Annotated in this window: 14 protein-coding genes and 1 other annotated feature; of the genes, 5 read left to right on the top strand and 9 right to left on the bottom strand. The window is 37.0% G+C overall.

The annotated features are described in order from the left end of the window. Both AC220I_RS09455 and fba read right to left on the bottom strand, forming a co-directional pair. A partial coding sequence (locus AC220I_RS09455; protein ID WP_486723577.1) for a UPF0182 family protein occupies nucleotides 1-1,325 on the bottom strand: 1,325 nt, incomplete at its 3' end. Between the two features lie 157 nt (nucleotides 1,326-1,482). Then, entirely contained in the window at nucleotides 1,483-2,346 is an 864-nt protein-coding gene (gene fba / locus AC220I_RS09460; RefSeq protein ID WP_486723578.1) for a class II fructose-1,6-bisphosphate aldolase, read from the bottom strand. A gap of 248 nt (nucleotides 2,347-2,594) precedes the next feature. Between fba and AC220I_RS09465 the strand changes: the two genes are divergently transcribed. Continuing rightward, nucleotides 2,595-2,921, top strand: coding sequence for a cupin domain-containing protein (locus AC220I_RS09465; protein ID WP_486723579.1), 327 nt, complete (start codon nucleotides 2,595-2,597; stop codon nucleotides 2,919-2,921). A gap of 205 nt (nucleotides 2,922-3,126) precedes the next feature. On the opposite strand, the gene AC220I_RS09470 is transcribed toward AC220I_RS09465, so the two are convergent. The 4 genes from AC220I_RS09470 to AC220I_RS09485 all read right to left on the bottom strand — a co-directional run bounded on the left by AC220I_RS09470 (nucleotide 3,127) and on the right by AC220I_RS09485 (nucleotide 8,922). Continuing rightward, nucleotides 3,127-4,797 (bottom strand): aminotransferase class V-fold PLP-dependent enzyme, encoded by a 1,671-nt coding sequence (locus AC220I_RS09470; protein ID WP_486723580.1) that lies wholly within the window; start codon nucleotides 4,795-4,797, stop codon nucleotides 3,127-3,129. Between the two features lie 77 nt (nucleotides 4,798-4,874). Continuing rightward, nucleotides 4,875-5,378: an L-2-amino-thiazoline-4-carboxylic acid hydrolase gene (locus AC220I_RS09475; protein ID WP_486723581.1), complete on the bottom strand. Its 504-nt coding sequence runs from the start codon at nucleotides 5,376-5,378 to the stop codon at nucleotides 4,875-4,877. 21 nt (nucleotides 5,379-5,399) lie between these two features. Then, on the bottom strand, nucleotides 5,400-6,728 hold the full coding sequence (locus AC220I_RS09480) for a hypothetical protein (protein WP_486723582.1): 1,329 nt from the start codon (nucleotides 6,726-6,728) through the stop codon (nucleotides 5,400-5,402). 427 nt (nucleotides 6,729-7,155) lie between these two features. Beyond that, a complete protein-coding gene (locus AC220I_RS09485) occupies nucleotides 7,156-8,922 on the bottom strand; it encodes a sigma-54-dependent Fis family transcriptional regulator (protein WP_486723583.1) in 1,767 nt (588 codons plus the stop codon). Nucleotides 8,923-9,156: 234 nt separating this feature from the next. Beyond that, nucleotides 9,157-9,357: a binding site (T-box leader), on the top strand. A 202-nt stretch (nucleotides 9,358-9,559) separates the two neighbouring features. Here AC220I_RS09485 and serS point away from each other — a divergent pair. Beyond that, nucleotides 9,560-10,840, top strand: a complete 1,281-nt coding sequence (gene serS, locus AC220I_RS09490; RefSeq protein WP_486723584.1) for a serine--tRNA ligase — start codon at nucleotides 9,560-9,562, stop codon at nucleotides 10,838-10,840. Nucleotides 10,841-10,946: 106 nt separating this feature from the next. On the opposite strand, the gene AC220I_RS09495 is transcribed toward serS, so the two are convergent. Continuing rightward, nucleotides 10,947-11,315 carry a winged helix-turn-helix transcriptional regulator gene (locus AC220I_RS09495; protein WP_486723585.1) on the bottom strand — a complete coding sequence of 123 codons (369 nt, stop codon included), beginning with the start codon at nucleotides 11,313-11,315 and terminating at the stop codon, nucleotides 10,947-10,949. Nucleotides 11,316-11,456: 141 nt separating this feature from the next. Between AC220I_RS09495 and AC220I_RS09500 the strand changes: the two genes are divergently transcribed. Continuing rightward, nucleotides 11,457-12,089, top strand: a complete 633-nt coding sequence (locus AC220I_RS09500; protein ID WP_486723586.1) for a flavodoxin family protein — start codon at nucleotides 11,457-11,459, stop codon at nucleotides 12,087-12,089. 114 nt (nucleotides 12,090-12,203) lie between these two features. Here the strand turns inward: AC220I_RS09500 and AC220I_RS09505 are convergent, their stop codons facing one another. After that, a complete protein-coding gene (locus AC220I_RS09505) occupies nucleotides 12,204-12,530 on the bottom strand; it encodes a branched-chain amino acid transporter permease (RefSeq protein WP_486723587.1) in 327 nt (108 codons plus the stop codon). Next, the gene (locus AC220I_RS09510; RefSeq protein WP_486723588.1) at nucleotides 12,527-13,225 is read right to left on the bottom strand and encodes an AzlC family ABC transporter permease; all 699 of its coding nucleotides are present in this window, start codon (nucleotides 13,223-13,225) and stop codon (nucleotides 12,527-12,529) included. Before AC220I_RS09510 ends, AC220I_RS09505 begins: the two co-directional genes overlap by 4 nt. 173 nt (nucleotides 13,226-13,398) lie before the next feature. Here AC220I_RS09510 and AC220I_RS09515 point away from each other — a divergent pair, with 173 nt between their 5' ends. Continuing rightward, nucleotides 13,399-13,941, top strand: a complete 543-nt coding sequence (locus AC220I_RS09515) for a helix-turn-helix domain-containing protein (RefSeq protein WP_486723590.1) — start codon at nucleotides 13,399-13,401, stop codon at nucleotides 13,939-13,941. A 188-nt stretch (nucleotides 13,942-14,129) separates the two neighbouring features. Continuing rightward, the coding region (gene hypB / locus AC220I_RS09520) for a hydrogenase nickel incorporation protein HypB (protein WP_486723589.1) at nucleotides 14,130-14,625 on the top strand (496 nt) is incomplete at its 3' end.

The raw sequence follows: 14,625 nt of genomic DNA on the forward strand, positions 1-14,625 counted from the left end.
TCAGTGACTCGGTTTACTGGGGACATGACGATGCCATAGCCATGTGTGTATTTTAGGTATTGATTAAGCCATGTCATGGCCTTGTTGTCGAGCTTGTATTGATTGAGCTCTCTAGGCGTTATGAATACTTGGGTGTACTCACCATCTATCATATAGCGGTCCACATCAATATCATAAAAATCGTAGTAAAGTCTTATGCTTTGAATTTGATTAAAAGTTTGTTTAAGGGGCCTAGCGTCGTTGATCCTGATGTTTTTAATGGTTTCTTCATTATTGAGAATAGAGGTTTGATTTAAATTTTCGGAATAGGGATATTCCACGAGTTCTACAGCATCAAGCTTATAAGCCTTTTGAGTGAAATTGATATTGTATTCAAGATATTGCGTTTCCTTTGAAATTTCATCAGGTTCTACAATTAATTGCTGTACCACACTACCTGAAATACTGAATATTAGCCAAGAAATGGATAGGAGTGCAGGTCCGATTATGAAGTAACGCAGTTTGTTCTTGTGAAAGGCAATGACAGTAAGGACTGCAGAGACTACTGCGAGTATGGCATAAACTCTGTAGGACCAAAGTGTAACGACGATGTCTGTATAGCTTGCACCAAATGCGACACCTCTTGTGGAGTACAAGAGTCCAAAGGTATTGGTTAAGAAGAAAACACTCAAAATCAAGAAGCAACTGGCAAGCAGATAACTTATTTTTTTAAATAAGCTTCTGAAGAAAGGACCTTTTAGATTATTAGAAATGGATTCAAATGTAACCTCAGTGACATTTGCATATTTCTGATTAATCAGGGCAAGTTCTAACAGGACTGTCCCAAAGATGATCATTGCAAGGAAAAATATCAGTAAACGCATTAAGGTTCTTATGAAAGGGAGTACAAAAATATAAAAACTGATATCCAGGTGAAAGATGGGGTCTAACTGATGAAAAGAGACCGCATTAATCATTTTTAGGAAATCGAGCCAAAGGCTGTTGGTGATCACAAGCGCAAATAGGGCACCAATCACAAAAGCAACCCAGGCATGGTATTTTTTAACAGGGTTTTCTGTTACCATAACCGCCTTTAACTTAGGATAAGCCAGGTATGATTTATAAATCATTCTAAAATAAATGGTGAGAAAAAGGCTATAAAAGAGCCAAATAGGAACGAATAGTATGAGCTTTGTAAAGAGACGTGTCAAAAACACGCTTTCGAAAGTCACTGATTTAAACCAAAGTAAATCAGTCACAAGACCGATGCCCTTTCCTAGAATTAGGATTAAAAGGGTCAAGATTCCTATAAATAATCGGATTTTATCTTTCTTAGTTTTAAACATAAGTGCCTCCATCAAATACAATCACTTCAAAAATAAAGCCTCTATTTAATTTTATACCCTCAAAAAATATTAAAACCCATCAAAGTCGATTATGCAAAGTGATTTGCACAACCGCTTGATGGGTTTCTATCTACCCAAACTAGGGTGAATGGGAAAATTAAGCTTTATTGACTGAACCGAAAAGTTCCATTTTTTCTTTTACAGTTGCTTTGATTGCTTCAAAACCAGGTGCTAATAATTTTCTTGGGTCAAAGCCTTTACCTTCAAGATCTTTACCAGCTTCGATGTATTTTCTTGTTGCAGCTGCAAAAGATAATTGACACTCAGTATTAACGTTGATCTTAGCAACGCCAAGGCTAATTGCTTCTTTGATCATGTCTGCTGGAATACCAGTACCACCATGTAATACGAGAGGCATATCACCAGTAAGTTTTTGGATATTGTCAAGTGTTTCGAAGTTAAGACCTGCCCAGTTCTCTGGGTATTTACCGTGAATATTACCGATACCAGCCGCTAACATATCAACGCCAAGATCAGCAATTAATTTACATTCGTTTGGATCTGCATTTTCACCAGCACCAACAACGCCATCTTCTTCGCCACCGATTGAACCAACTTCAGCTTCAACTGAAATACCCTTTGAAGATGCGAATTCGATGATTTCTTTTGTTTTTTGGATATTTTCTTCTATTGAATAGTGTGAACCATCAAACATAACTGAAGAAAAACCAGCTTCGATACATTTTTTAGCGCCTTCAAAACTACCATGATCAAGGTGAACAGCAACTGGTACAGTGATTTTAAGTTCTTCAATCATACCATTTACCATACCCATAACAGTTTTATATCCGCCCATGTATTTACCAGCACCTTCAGAAACACCAAGAATTACTGGAGAATTGTTTTCTTGTGCTGTAAGTAAAACAGCTTTTGTCCACTCTAAGTTGTTAATGTTGAATTGACCTACTGCGTATTGACCTGCTTTTGCATCTTTTAACATTTGACTTGCTGATACTAACATAATAAAGCCTCCTAAAATTATTTATTAATTATATCCACTGGGATAAAATATGTCTACGTGGACTTTGACAGTCCCTTTGCTTATGTTTAATATTATAATGATTTTTAGGCAAAAAAGAAAGTCTTTTTTTGTGATCCATAAAAAGTTTACATTTTGAAGTCATGGATTGGTAAGGCGTTTTCATGACTGAAGGGATGAGATATAATAAGAGATAGGAATTTATAGATTAATCAAAAGGAGTATGGATTATGAAAAATTATTTTAAAGATGAGGACATTGCCTTTATCACAGTAGGTGAAGGTGTGAAAAGAAAAATTAAAGCACACCATGCCAATATAATGTGTGTAGAAGTTCATTTTGAAACAAATTCGATTGCACCAGTGCATACACATGAACATGAACAGGTGACTTATGTGATCTCAGGCCAGTTCGAGTTTGAAATAGAAGGAAAGAAAACTTTAATAGGTGCAGGTGATTCGATTTATTTGCAAGCCAATATTCCACATGGTGTTGTTTGCAAAAGCGGTGGTGTAGTTCTGGATCATTTTACACCAATGAGACAAGATTTTTTATAAGGCGACTTTAGTTTAAATGATTAAAAAAACAAACAGGGGCATTAAAGTGCCCCTGTTTGTTTTCATTATATACAACAAAATTTGAGCCAAAAGCTGTGATGAGAAATGTTTAATCTCAAACAGCGTCAGCGAAAATTGGTTTGAGACATCGAAGGTGGCTCAAATGTTGTTTAAGATAAAAAATCAGATCAGTGATTGAGAAATATTAGGCGAGGTGCTGAACGTAGAACCATTTATTTTGTTCCATATGAAGGTCATCGTACGTTACAAATGAATCCTTAAAAGATTTTTTCAAGCTTAGGACGCGTTTATGGGCATAATCTAAATAGGTATTGTAAGTAGATGGCAGAGCAGGTGGCTCAGAAACTGGCCAATCCATTTTTTCAAATTCAATGGATGATTCAAAATTGAATTCTGGAATAGTGACACCAGAGTGAAGCTGGAGGGACTTCCAATCACCAGATTTTAGATCTAATTCATACTCCTGTAAAAATAGATAACCAAAATCGGCAATAAATTGAATGGCATCACAAATGAAATTGACTTGGTCAATGGTCATGACGTAATGAAAGTTAACTCTAATCCACCCAGGTTTTAGTGAGTGTGTACCATTTCTGATAAAGGACCTGAAAACCTCCGAGGTCGTTTCATTGATACCTAGAAGAGAATGACCATAAGGTCCTGCACAGGCACAGCCAGCTCTGGATTGTATACCAAACAAATCATTTAAAAGGCGTGCTACGAACCGATGATGCAAATATCCGTCTTTATACTTAATATTAAAGGAAAGAATGCTGATGCGTTTCTTTGGATCAAGAGGTCCTAAAATATCTACATTTGTATTTTCCGAAAGCTCTTCAATGACTTTTGATATATATTGATGTTCTATGGCTTCTATCTGATCGATGCCAATTTCTGATTTAAGTTCTAGCGCTAGACAGGTTTTTAAAATCTGTAAAATACCTGGTGTACCAGCTTTTTCACGTGACTCGGGATCAAGTGAAAAGTCATAGCCAAAAGAGCTGACATAATCCACAGTTCCGCCACCAGCAACGGTTGGAGATATATGATTGTTGTATATTTTCTTGTTGATCACAAGTAGACCACTTGAGCCCGGACCACCCAAAAATTTATGAGGTGAAAGATAGATGGCGTCGAAATAAGCTAAGTTGCTGTGGTTCATATCTATTTTCACATAGGGTCCACTTGCGGCAAAGTCAAAGCATGCAAGTGCATTGTGAGTATGGAGAAGGGTTGCAATCTCATAAACGGGTGATTTAATACCACTGACATTGGATGCTGCAGAAAATGAACCGATTTTTAGTCGATTTTTGAATTGAGGTTGGGATAATTTATCATCCAAATCTTTAAGATCAATCGAACCTTCGGAATCTAGGTTGATTCTCACAACCTCTGCAATACTCTCACGCCAGATGAGATCGTTGGAATGATGTTCATATGGACCAATGAATACAACAGGTCTTTGATTCACAAAAGTTTTTAGAGGTTGGTTTAAATGTTGTTCGAGACTTGGCGGTACATAGAGTCCTAAAATCTCACATAATTTGTGAATTGCTCCTGTTGATCCAGTACCCACAGGAATAATATAGTTATCACTTGTGGCACCAAGTAGTGCTTTGATGCGTTGCTCGGCATCATGAACGAATGTTGTCATCGTCTTTCCTGTATAACTGTCTTCTGTATGGGAATTTGCATAAGATTCTTGAATGTTCAAAAGATACTTTTCTATAAAGCTCACCGTTCTTCCAGAAGCGGTATAGTCTGCATAGGTAACAAGTCTTTTACCATATTGGGTTTGGATGACTTTATTGTTACCGATGAGTTGATTTCTAAGTGTGTTTATAGTTAGTTTCATTATTAGTGCCCCCTTATTAAAATTCTGACGCCAATTGGAGTTTTCCAATGACGTCAGAATGACTTTACCCTATTTGGTTATTTTTTTCTGTAAAAGTTAACTTCGCACTTGTCGTGACCTTGAGCGATGGTCTTGCCAAGTTCGAAATCGAACTGGGTAAATCGACTTTCTATGCCTCGGTCGCCACACATTGCAATATCACAAAGTTTATCTAAGAAATCACCTTCTATACCCACCGATTGCCATGCCGTTACAAGAGGACAGTGGCCGTATTCCAGTCTAAGGGCATCTTCTGTGATTTCGTTGACCTTTATTTCAAAAATATTACGGATATCTTCCGTAAAAAAGGTGTTTCCAAAGGAGACAAGGCTGTCTTTGTCGTCCATTCGCGACTTGATGCCATCACCATGTATAAGACCGGTCTTAAAAATGGCATCTCTACCTAATGCCTCCCAATCAAGCCCTTTCTCCTTTGCTTCTTTTAGGATTAAGCCCATCCAAAGACCTCTATGGATAATGGCACCTCTGATTTTATTGATTTCTGAATTTGAAGTATTTTTAGGTTGATTTATAATACTCATAGCGAAATAGCCTCCTTTTTTTTAGAAAAACATATTGACGAATAGACCTGCAATGATTACTGATCCAGATGTTGCACTCACAAATCCTGATACTAGAGTTTTAGGGAGAAAATGTTCAAGTAGGAGTTTGTACTCTTCATCTGTCTCAGAGAGCAGTTTGGCAGATTCATTGCTTAACACATAACTTGCTGGAAACCCACCAGCTATGGTTCCAAGACCAATGGCAAAGGACATGGCTTTACTGAGACCGAGTCGTTTACCAAGTGGAATCGTAAATAGGGCTATACCCACTGTTGCAAGTGTTATCAAGATTACAAAATTTAAAATGATGGACTTTAAAACTTCAATGGTAACGCTATTAAGACCAGAGAATACGAACATCATAATGATTGTGATAAAAAGACCAAAACTTCTAGAAAGTTCCAGTGGTTTTCTTTCGATAAACCCAACCTCCGCGGCAAGAACACCGATGAGCAAGGCGAAAACATACTTTGAGACGGCGCCATTTGTAAGGGTTTGAAGATAACTTGATATAACAACAAGCACCAATGTTTTTAGCAAAATAATATAATCTGTTTGAAATTCTTTTGGTGTATCGGGAAAAATCTTAAATTTGGATGTTTTTTCAGATGCTTTTTCAGAACCTAGATTGTATTGGCTCAAATCAAGTTGTCCTGATCTAAATTGTTTAAGGATATTGCGTCCTTCAATTTTTAAACAAGTATTGATTAAAGGGAAACCGACAAAACCTTGTAATACATACATTGCCATTGCAATTACAACGAGGTAGTCATTGCCCTTAACAGCACCTTGCATGATAATGGCTGAAACCAAGCCTCCTGTGAGTGGTGGTGTCGCAGTTGCTGCAATTTCGGTACCGACCAAGAGCCTTCCAAGGGTCATGAGAATGACGCAGATTCCCGCCATGCCAGCAAGTGTAACGACGACAGTTTTCCATTGGGCAATAAGCTCATCTTTGTCAAGCATAGTGCCAAGATGTGTTACCATAATCATGACGAAAAGACCTGGTAAAGCAGGTCCGACGCCTGCAATTGTAAGAATATCTTTGGGAAAGATTGTCCAAAATCCTACGATAAAAAGGGCTGCTGTAACAAAGATTGAAGGTATCAGTGCTTTTGTTTTTATTGAAATAATCTCTCCAATTGCAAGTGCAACTAGCATTAATAAAAATGCTTCTCCAGAATTTATCGTATATTCGCCTAACAAGCTTTTGTAGATTGTAAAATAGCCAATTAGAAGTGCCAGTCCCAAAATAATGACGCCATATAGAAGCCCGTTTTTATTTGATTTTTCATTTTCCAAGACTTTGGTTCTTAACTCATTTTCCATAAAATGTCCCCTCCTAAAATCATTTAATATGATGCCCCAGTGTAAATACTTTCACCACCTTTAAAAATGTGTAACGCGTTCACACTATTTTAATACGCAAGATGTGTGCCAAGTTTGATTACAAATTTTAAGTAAGCAATATTTGTTAAAATTTCAATGTATTTCATCAAAGTGTGTCTTTTGAAGCCTTAAAAGAATGCCTATAATTATCAAAATGATAAATTATAAGGCGAATTTTATTATCATTTTGATAATTAGATTGTTTAATTCTTATAAAACGCCAGAATATCAAAATCTATATGGATTATCATTTTGATAATTATAATAAAAAAGCAAAGCAAATGATCTTTAGTGTTATGGAAGTTAATCATAACGAATACTGAAAGGCGATCAAATGTTTTGCTTATTAAAAGGTGTTGAGGAATCTTTACTCGAGATTGTATTTTTTAATTTTTCGATATAGCGTGGCAATACCAATGCCCAAGACTTGAGCAATTTTATTTTTGTCTTCCAAACCAGAGCCATAAAGGGCAAGGGCTTCTTTAATCATTCTTTGCTCCATTTCTTCAAGAGTCATTTGAACACTTTCGTTTTCAGGTCTATGGTCTGTTGTGAGAATTCGCTTTGGAATGCTATTCATTGTAATGGACTGTGTTGTTTCCATATTTACAGCATATTCAATGACATTCTCAAGTTCCCTGACATTGCCTTTCCATGGATTTTTAATTAGAATTGCTTCAACATTTTTATTGAAATCCTGAATGTTCTTGTTGAGTTTCTTATTATAATGATTTAAGAAGTACTGTAACAAAGTTTTGATGTCACCTGTACGCTCTCGGAGTGGTGGAATTGTAATCGGAATGACGCTTAGTCTATAAAAGAGATCCTCCCTGAAGGCGCCTTCAGTCACCATTTTTTCTAGAGCTTTGTTAGTGGCTGCTATGACTCTGACATCAAGTGCAATGCTTTTATGCCCTCCAATTTTTTCAATGCTCTTTTCTTGTAGGACTCTAAGGAGTTTTGTTTGAAGGTGAATGGGTACATCACCAATTTCGTCGAGAAATATGGTACCACCTTGAGCCAATTGGAATTTACCAAGTTTTCCACCCTTTGTAGCCCCAGTAAAAGAACCTTCTTCATAGCCAAATAACTCACTTTCCAAAAGACTTTCGGGAATTGCAGCACAGTTGAATGCAATAAAAGGTTTTTCACGGCGATTACTACTATAGTGAATGGCCCTAGCAAACAATTCCTTTCCTGTACCACTTTCGCCTAAAATCAATATGGTTGAGTTGCTATTTGAAACATGGCGAGCACGTTCTTTTGCCTGATTGATTTCATAACTCTCACCGATGATATCTTCAAAGTGTGTGGATTGATTATTTAAAGAGATTGTATTGACCACATTAAAGATGTCCTCCATTTTTTTAAATACCAAGATGGAACCTGCGCTTTTAGTTCCGAGAAGAACTGGCTTTCCAGAGACGAATGAATGAAATTCGCGATTCCCTTTATTGATGGAAAGCTCAACATTATGAAATGGTTTTTTTTGAATTACAAGGTTTTGAATATAGGATTCCGGTAAAATTTCATAGATTCTCTTTTCTTTCGTGTGATTTGGCATTGATGAGAGAATTTCCTTGATGAAGGCATTTTTATAAACAATATAGCCTTGTTCATCCACTGCGATGATGCCCTCATCAACAGAGTCTATGATTGCAACCATTTGATTAATGGCCACTTGGAGTTTGTCAGACGCTTCTTGTTCCAATGCCTTGCTGACAATGAGGTCTGCCATTCTGGTCAAGAACTCGATGAGGTTTGTCTGATTATCGAGTAAAGTATTTCGATATTCTTCTGAAATGGCAATAAGGCCTATTGCACCTAAAGTATCAGCATCGTGTTGGATTGGAATACAGATCATAGCTTGTAGGTTGCACTTGTCCTTTTCTTTACAGACAATACAGTTTTCATTGTCTTCTTTTCCAGAGATAACAACTGGTTTCCCTGATTTGAGCACAGAACCGATGACGTAGGTATCTTTAATATATAATACCTCAAGATCAAAGTGCTTTTTTGTATCTCCAATCTTATGAAACTCATTATCGGATATGATGACATCCATGTTGAGGACACTGGCAATCGCTTCCGAAATTTCCTGAACCACATCTTTGATTTTAATAAGTTTAATCATATACAACTCCTAGTTGATAGCCATCCATTTGAAAGATACTGATGAGGACGCAATCTGTTATAGTGTTCATTTTAATCATAGTATTCAGAAAATTCAAGCGATTTGACGAGGATATCTTTTTAAATCAATAAAAAATTACATTTTAATCAAGGATTTTTTATAATCTCAATATGAATTTAAAAATTTTCCTTGATATTATTTGATTCTGCGATAAAATAAAAATAACATATATTTGTTTCAGTGTTGATCAAAGCTAAGGTTTATGATTTGTTATAGAGAGCTAACGGTTGGTGAAAGTTAGTACAAATAGAAGCCCCTCCACTTTGGGAGCTGTCGACGAAGAGTCGAAGGGTATGCCCTTTATAGCTGTAACGAGATGGTGACCTTGATAAGGGGTCGCAATTTGGGTGGCAACGCGGTACTTCCGTCCCATGTTTGGGGTGGAAGTTTTTTTATTGTAAATCATTCATTTTCATCCAGTTTAGAGCAAGGATGTTCAAAAGTGGTTTGTGACAATTGTGAAATGACTCAAATGTTGTTACATATAACGAGATTTGAGACTAAAGTGCAATCGTAAATTTTTACCCTGATAGGTTTTAGGAATTAAGTATTTTAATCTTAAGAAGGTGGTGTAGATATGTTAGATATCAAATTGGTGAGAAGTAATCCAGAGCTCGTGAAGGAAAACATGAGAAAGAAATTTCAAGATCATAAGATCATTTTGGTGGATGAGGTTATTGAGCTTGATGAAGCTTACAGAGCTGCAAAGACGAGAGCAGATGAGCTTAGAGGGGTAAGAAATGCCGTCAGTAAAGAAATCGGTGGCTATATGGCCAAAGGCATGAAGGAAGAAGCTGAGAAAACCAAGGAAAAAGTAGCAGCAATCGGTGCTGAACTTGAAGAACTTAAAGTTAAAGAGCAAGAGCTTTCTGAGCAAATTAGAGAGAGAATGCTTGTGATCCCAAATATTATTGACGATTCTGTACCATTAGGTAAGGATGATAGCGAAAATGTTGAAGTTGAAAAATTTGGTGAGCCTGCAGTGCCTGCATTTGAAGTGCCATACCATGTTGAAATCATGGAGAAGTTAAAAGGAATTGACCTTGAAAGTGCACGTAAAACAAGTGGAAATGGTTTTTACTATTTAAGAGGTGATATTGCAAGACTTCACTCAGGCATCTTATCTTATGCACGTGACTTTATGATCGATAGAGGCTTTGAATACTATATTCCGCCTTTCATGATTCGTTCTGAAGTGGTAACAGGTGTTATGAGCTTTGCTGAAATGGAAAACATGATGTATAAAATAGAAGGCGAGGACCTATACCTAATCGGGACAAGTGAGCATTCTATGATTGGTAAGTTCATCGACAACCTTATGGATGAAGAAGAATTGCCACAAGCACTTACAAGCTATTCACCTTGTTTTAGAAAAGAAGTTGGTGCACATGGTATTGAAGAAAGAGGCGTTTACCGTATTCATCAATTCGAAAAGCAAGAGATGATTGTGGTCTGTAAGCCAGAAGAAAGTCCAGAGTGGTTTGAAAAGCTCTATAACAATACGATTGACTTCTTTAGAACACTCGATATCCCTGTAAGAGCACTTGAGTGCTGTTCAGGTGACTTGGCTGACCTAAAAGTGAAGAGTATTGACGTTGAAGCATGGTCACCACGTCAGAAAAAGTACTTTGAGGTCGGTAGCTGTTCAAACCTTGGAGACGCTCAAGCGAGAAGACTTGGCATAAGAGTGAGAAACAAGGAAGAAGGAAACTACTTCCCACACACATTGAACAACACTGTGGTTGCACCTCCTAGAATGCTGATTGCTTTCCTTGAGAACAACTTACAGGAAGATGGTTCTATCAGAATTCCAAAGCCACTTCAAATGTATATGGGTGGTAAAGAGGTTATTAAGTAGATTACGATGAGAATCAATAAGGGATCTTTCAAGACCTTGTTGATGAATGCATTTTAAAAAGTAAAGGTCATTTCTTCAATGTGGAGAAATGACCTTTTTTTTGTGTCTATTCTATGGTTGAAACATAATTTGAGTAATAGCCATTGCCCCAATGGTGCATGCTCTTGATAATGGGCATTAAATCTTGTCCGACCTTTGTCAAATCGTATTCGACTTTTGGTGGTACAACTGGATAGACCGTTCTTTTAATCAAATGGTCAACTTCAAGTTCGCGCAGCTGCTGTGTCAACATTTTAGGCGTAATTTGAGGCATTATTTTTCTGAGCTCATTAAATCTCAAGGTGCCTTTTGTTCCAAGATGCCATAGGATTAGTGGCTTCCATTTGCCACCGATAATTTCCATTGTGATTTCAAATGTACAAGAATAACTTTTATCCTTGAAGGCCAGTTTATCGTCTGAATTGAGGTTTTTCATGGTGCCCCTTTCTCAATGAGATATTCACAGTATCTTTTTAGATACTATAGCACTGAAAAGTGCGTACTTGCGTAAATAAAACTACTTGTATACAATAATAGCATAAGTCGAACATAGGTACAAGAAGAGGAGAATGTGAAAATGAAAGTAATTGCAATTAATGGAAGTCCTAAAAAAGAAGGCAACACATACCATGCCATTAAAATAGTGGCAGATGAACTTGAAAAAGAAAATATTGAAGTGGAGATTATTCATGTGGGTAATCAGGTCATAAGAGGTTGTATGGGCTGTAATGCCTGTATGAAAAATAGAGATAGCAAGTGTATTTTTAATGATGATATCGTCAATGAAACCATTCAAAAAATTAAAGAAGCAGATGGTTTATTACTTGGAAGCCCAGTCCATTATTCAGCAATTGGTGGCACTATGAAGTCGTTTTTAGACAGAGTATTCTATGCAGGTGGAAAAGAGACTTTTAGACACAAGGTCGGTGCTTCACTTGTGGCAGTAAGAAGATCAGGTGGTGTGCCAGCCTTTAATCAACTCAATAATTTTATCAATTATGCTGAGATGGCTATGCCAAGCTCTAACTACTGGAATGTCATTCACGGTGCTGCACCTGGTGAAGTCTTACAAGATCAAGAGGGCGTGCAAATCATGCGTATACTGGGAAAAAATATGGCGTGGCTGTTAAAAGTCATTGAAAGTGGAAAGACGAGTGTTGAACCACCTGAAAATGAGAAAAAGGCCTACATGAACTTCATAAGAAAATAGGACTTGTGGGTTAAGCCCTTGAAATAACATGAATTTAGAACCTAAAAGAAGCTCTCTGTAATTAAACAGGGAGCTTTGTTCTATCATCCAATAGGTTAACAATTCATGTGAACTTTAAAAAATGAATTGGACCATGACCATATAAGTAACAGTGCCAAGGCCAATACTGAGCAGATTATTGCGCTTCCAAAGGTGAAGAAGTGTTACCGTTACAAGGGCTATAAGCTCAGGGACAAATGTAGAAAAGGAAGTGAATTTCACATTTTTAAGGCAATAAACCACTAAGATTGCAATGACAGAAGAGGGTAAGACCTTTCCGAGATATCTAATAATAGCAGGAGGCTCTTGATGCCTTCCAAATAAGGCAAAGGGAAATAATCGTGTGAAAAAGGTAAAAAGCGCTATTATACCGATAATGCCTAAATCGCGAAATAAATTCATGATTGGACCTCCTCTTTTTCTTGGATCGGCTTCCTAAATAGGACTATAAGACCAATGGTGCAAATCAATGAAGGTAAAATGAACTGACTTGGTCCAAATAATATTAATGCCAACAGACCGCACGCAAGGCCAATTAAGGCGGGAATATGAAGGGATGTGGACAGCCATTGCTCAATGAAAATCACGACAAAAAGAGCTGTCATGGCAAAATCAATCCCAGTGGTATTGAATAATATCATTTCACCAAGTAGGGCACCGAGGACAGAGCCAATAACCCAATAGGATTGGTTCAGACTTGATATTGCGAGAAATACCTTATCCTCATCAAGATCAGGCGGTATTTTAGTGCCACAGAGCAATGAATAGGTTTCGTCAGTCAAGGAGAAAATCATGTAAGGATAGGCCTTGCCCATATGCTTAAATTTTTCGATGAATGATAAGCCGTAAAATATGTGACGACTGTTAATGGAAAGTGTCATGAGTATAACAGAAATTATGCTAATGGAGGTCCCTAAGAAACTGATGAGTACAAATTGCATAGACCCAGCATATACAAATGTACTGATGAGAAGGGCCCAAATGAAATTATAACCTGCCTTTTGTAATAATAAACCAAAGGCGATTCCTAAAAAAAGGTAACCAAATAGTACCGGTATGGTTTTTATAAAAGAAAAACGAAGGGTTTTATTAAACATGTACGCCTCCTATAATGGATGAATATTAATACCTACAGAGGTACTTGGACTTTACTTTTATCTAATAGAACGATATAATAGTACAAAGTGTACGATATATTGTTTAGATAATGTGATATCATAATACAGTTTATGATGCATATTGTCAAGAGGAGGGCCTTAAGTTGATTCCAATGAATTCAATAGTTGCTAATAACATAAAGCAATTAAGAGAGACTAACAAGATCAGTATGGAAGAACTTGCGCGATTAAGCGGTGTAAGTAAGAGTATGTTGGCGCAAATAGAACGAGGCGAAGGCAACCCGACCATTACAACACTTTGGAAAATTGCCAATGGTATGAAAGTTCCTTTTGATGCCTTAACCATGCGGCCAAAACAGGCGTTTGAAATTATAAAGGCTGAGGATATTGAGCCAATCTTAGAGGACAATGGTCGTGTTAGAAATTATTCGATATTTCCTGATGACGAAAATAGAAAATTTGCCGTTTATTTTGTAGAAATCGACCAAGGGGCCTACTGGAATTCAGAACCTCATCTAAAGGGATCGTCAGAATTTATCACACTGATAAAAGGAGAACTCACCATACGATCTGCAAATGATGAATACACTGTTTATCAAGGTGAAAGCATACGCTTTAAATCGGATGTTCCCCACTCTTATCATAATTCTGGCAAGTCAGAAGCCGTAATACACATGATACTTTATCATTATTAAAACTTAAAAGACAGAGAACAAAAACCGCAATTAGCCATTAATTGCGGTTTTCTTTATACAAATAAAGCAAATTGTCTATTGCACACAACTTGTTAAAAAATGTACAATGTATACTGAGAGTATACAAATGCCGCGTGGGCATTTTAAGAACTCAATACAGTATGATTATATGTTGGAGGTCTATCAAAATGGAGAAGTATAAGGTACTTGAAATTAAAGAAAGCGTATTTGAGGACAATAACCATCAAGCCAATTTACTTAGAGAATCACTCAAAAGAGAGAAAACTTTTTTACTTAATTTAATGTCTTCTCCAGGTTCTGGTAAGACAACAACTGTGCTCAGAACAATTGAGGCACTTAAAAACGAATTGAAAATGGGGATCTTAGAGGCGGATATTGATTCAGATGTGGATGCCCATACCGTTTCTAAAACAGGTACCAAGGTGATACAACTTCACACTGGAGGCATGTGTCATTTGGATGCCGATATGACAAAGCAAGGGCTTGAGGGCTTAGGAACAGCGGAACTGGATTTTGTTATCTTAGAAAACGTCGGAAACCTTGTTTGCCCGGCTGAGTTTGATACAGGTGCCTCGAAAAATGCCATGATATTGAGTGTACCAGAAGGGGATGACAAACCCTTAAAGTATCCTCTGATGTTTTCAATTTGTGATGTTCTACTCA

It is taken from the genome of Fusibacter sp. (genome assembly GCF_057447755.1).

Excerpts from the sequence above, each read along its gene's own strand:
- fba (WP_486723578.1), bottom strand. The coding sequence starts at position 2,346 with ATGTTAGTATCAGCAAGTCAAATGTTAAAAGATGCAAAAGCAGGTCAA.
- AC220I_RS09465 (WP_486723579.1), top strand. The coding sequence starts at position 2,595 with ATGAAAAATTATTTTAAAGATGAGGACATTGCCTTTATCACAGTAGGT.
- AC220I_RS09470 (WP_486723580.1), bottom strand. The coding sequence starts at position 4,797 with ATGAAACTAACTATAAACACACTTAGAAATCAACTCATCGGTAACAAT.
- AC220I_RS09475 (WP_486723581.1), bottom strand. The coding sequence starts at position 5,378 with ATGAGTATTATAAATCAACCTAAAAATACTTCAAATTCAGAAATCAAT.
- AC220I_RS09480 (WP_486723582.1), bottom strand. The coding sequence starts at position 6,728 with ATGGAAAATGAGTTAAGAACCAAAGTCTTGGAAAATGAAAAATCAAAT.
- AC220I_RS09485 (WP_486723583.1), bottom strand. The coding sequence starts at position 8,922 with ATGATTAAACTTATTAAAATCAAAGATGTGGTTCAGGAAATTTCGGAA.
- serS (WP_486723584.1), top strand. The coding sequence starts at position 9,560 with ATGTTAGATATCAAATTGGTGAGAAGTAATCCAGAGCTCGTGAAGGAA.
- AC220I_RS09495 (WP_486723585.1), bottom strand. The coding sequence starts at position 11,315 with ATGAAAAACCTCAATTCAGACGATAAACTGGCCTTCAAGGATAAAAGT.
- AC220I_RS09500 (WP_486723586.1), top strand. The coding sequence starts at position 11,457 with ATGAAAGTAATTGCAATTAATGGAAGTCCTAAAAAAGAAGGCAACACA.
- AC220I_RS09505 (WP_486723587.1), bottom strand. The coding sequence starts at position 12,530 with ATGAATTTATTTCGCGATTTAGGCATTATCGGTATAATAGCGCTTTTT.
- AC220I_RS09510 (WP_486723588.1), bottom strand. The coding sequence starts at position 13,225 with ATGTTTAATAAAACCCTTCGTTTTTCTTTTATAAAAACCATACCGGTA.
- AC220I_RS09515 (WP_486723590.1), top strand. The coding sequence starts at position 13,399 with ATGAATTCAATAGTTGCTAATAACATAAAGCAATTAAGAGAGACTAAC.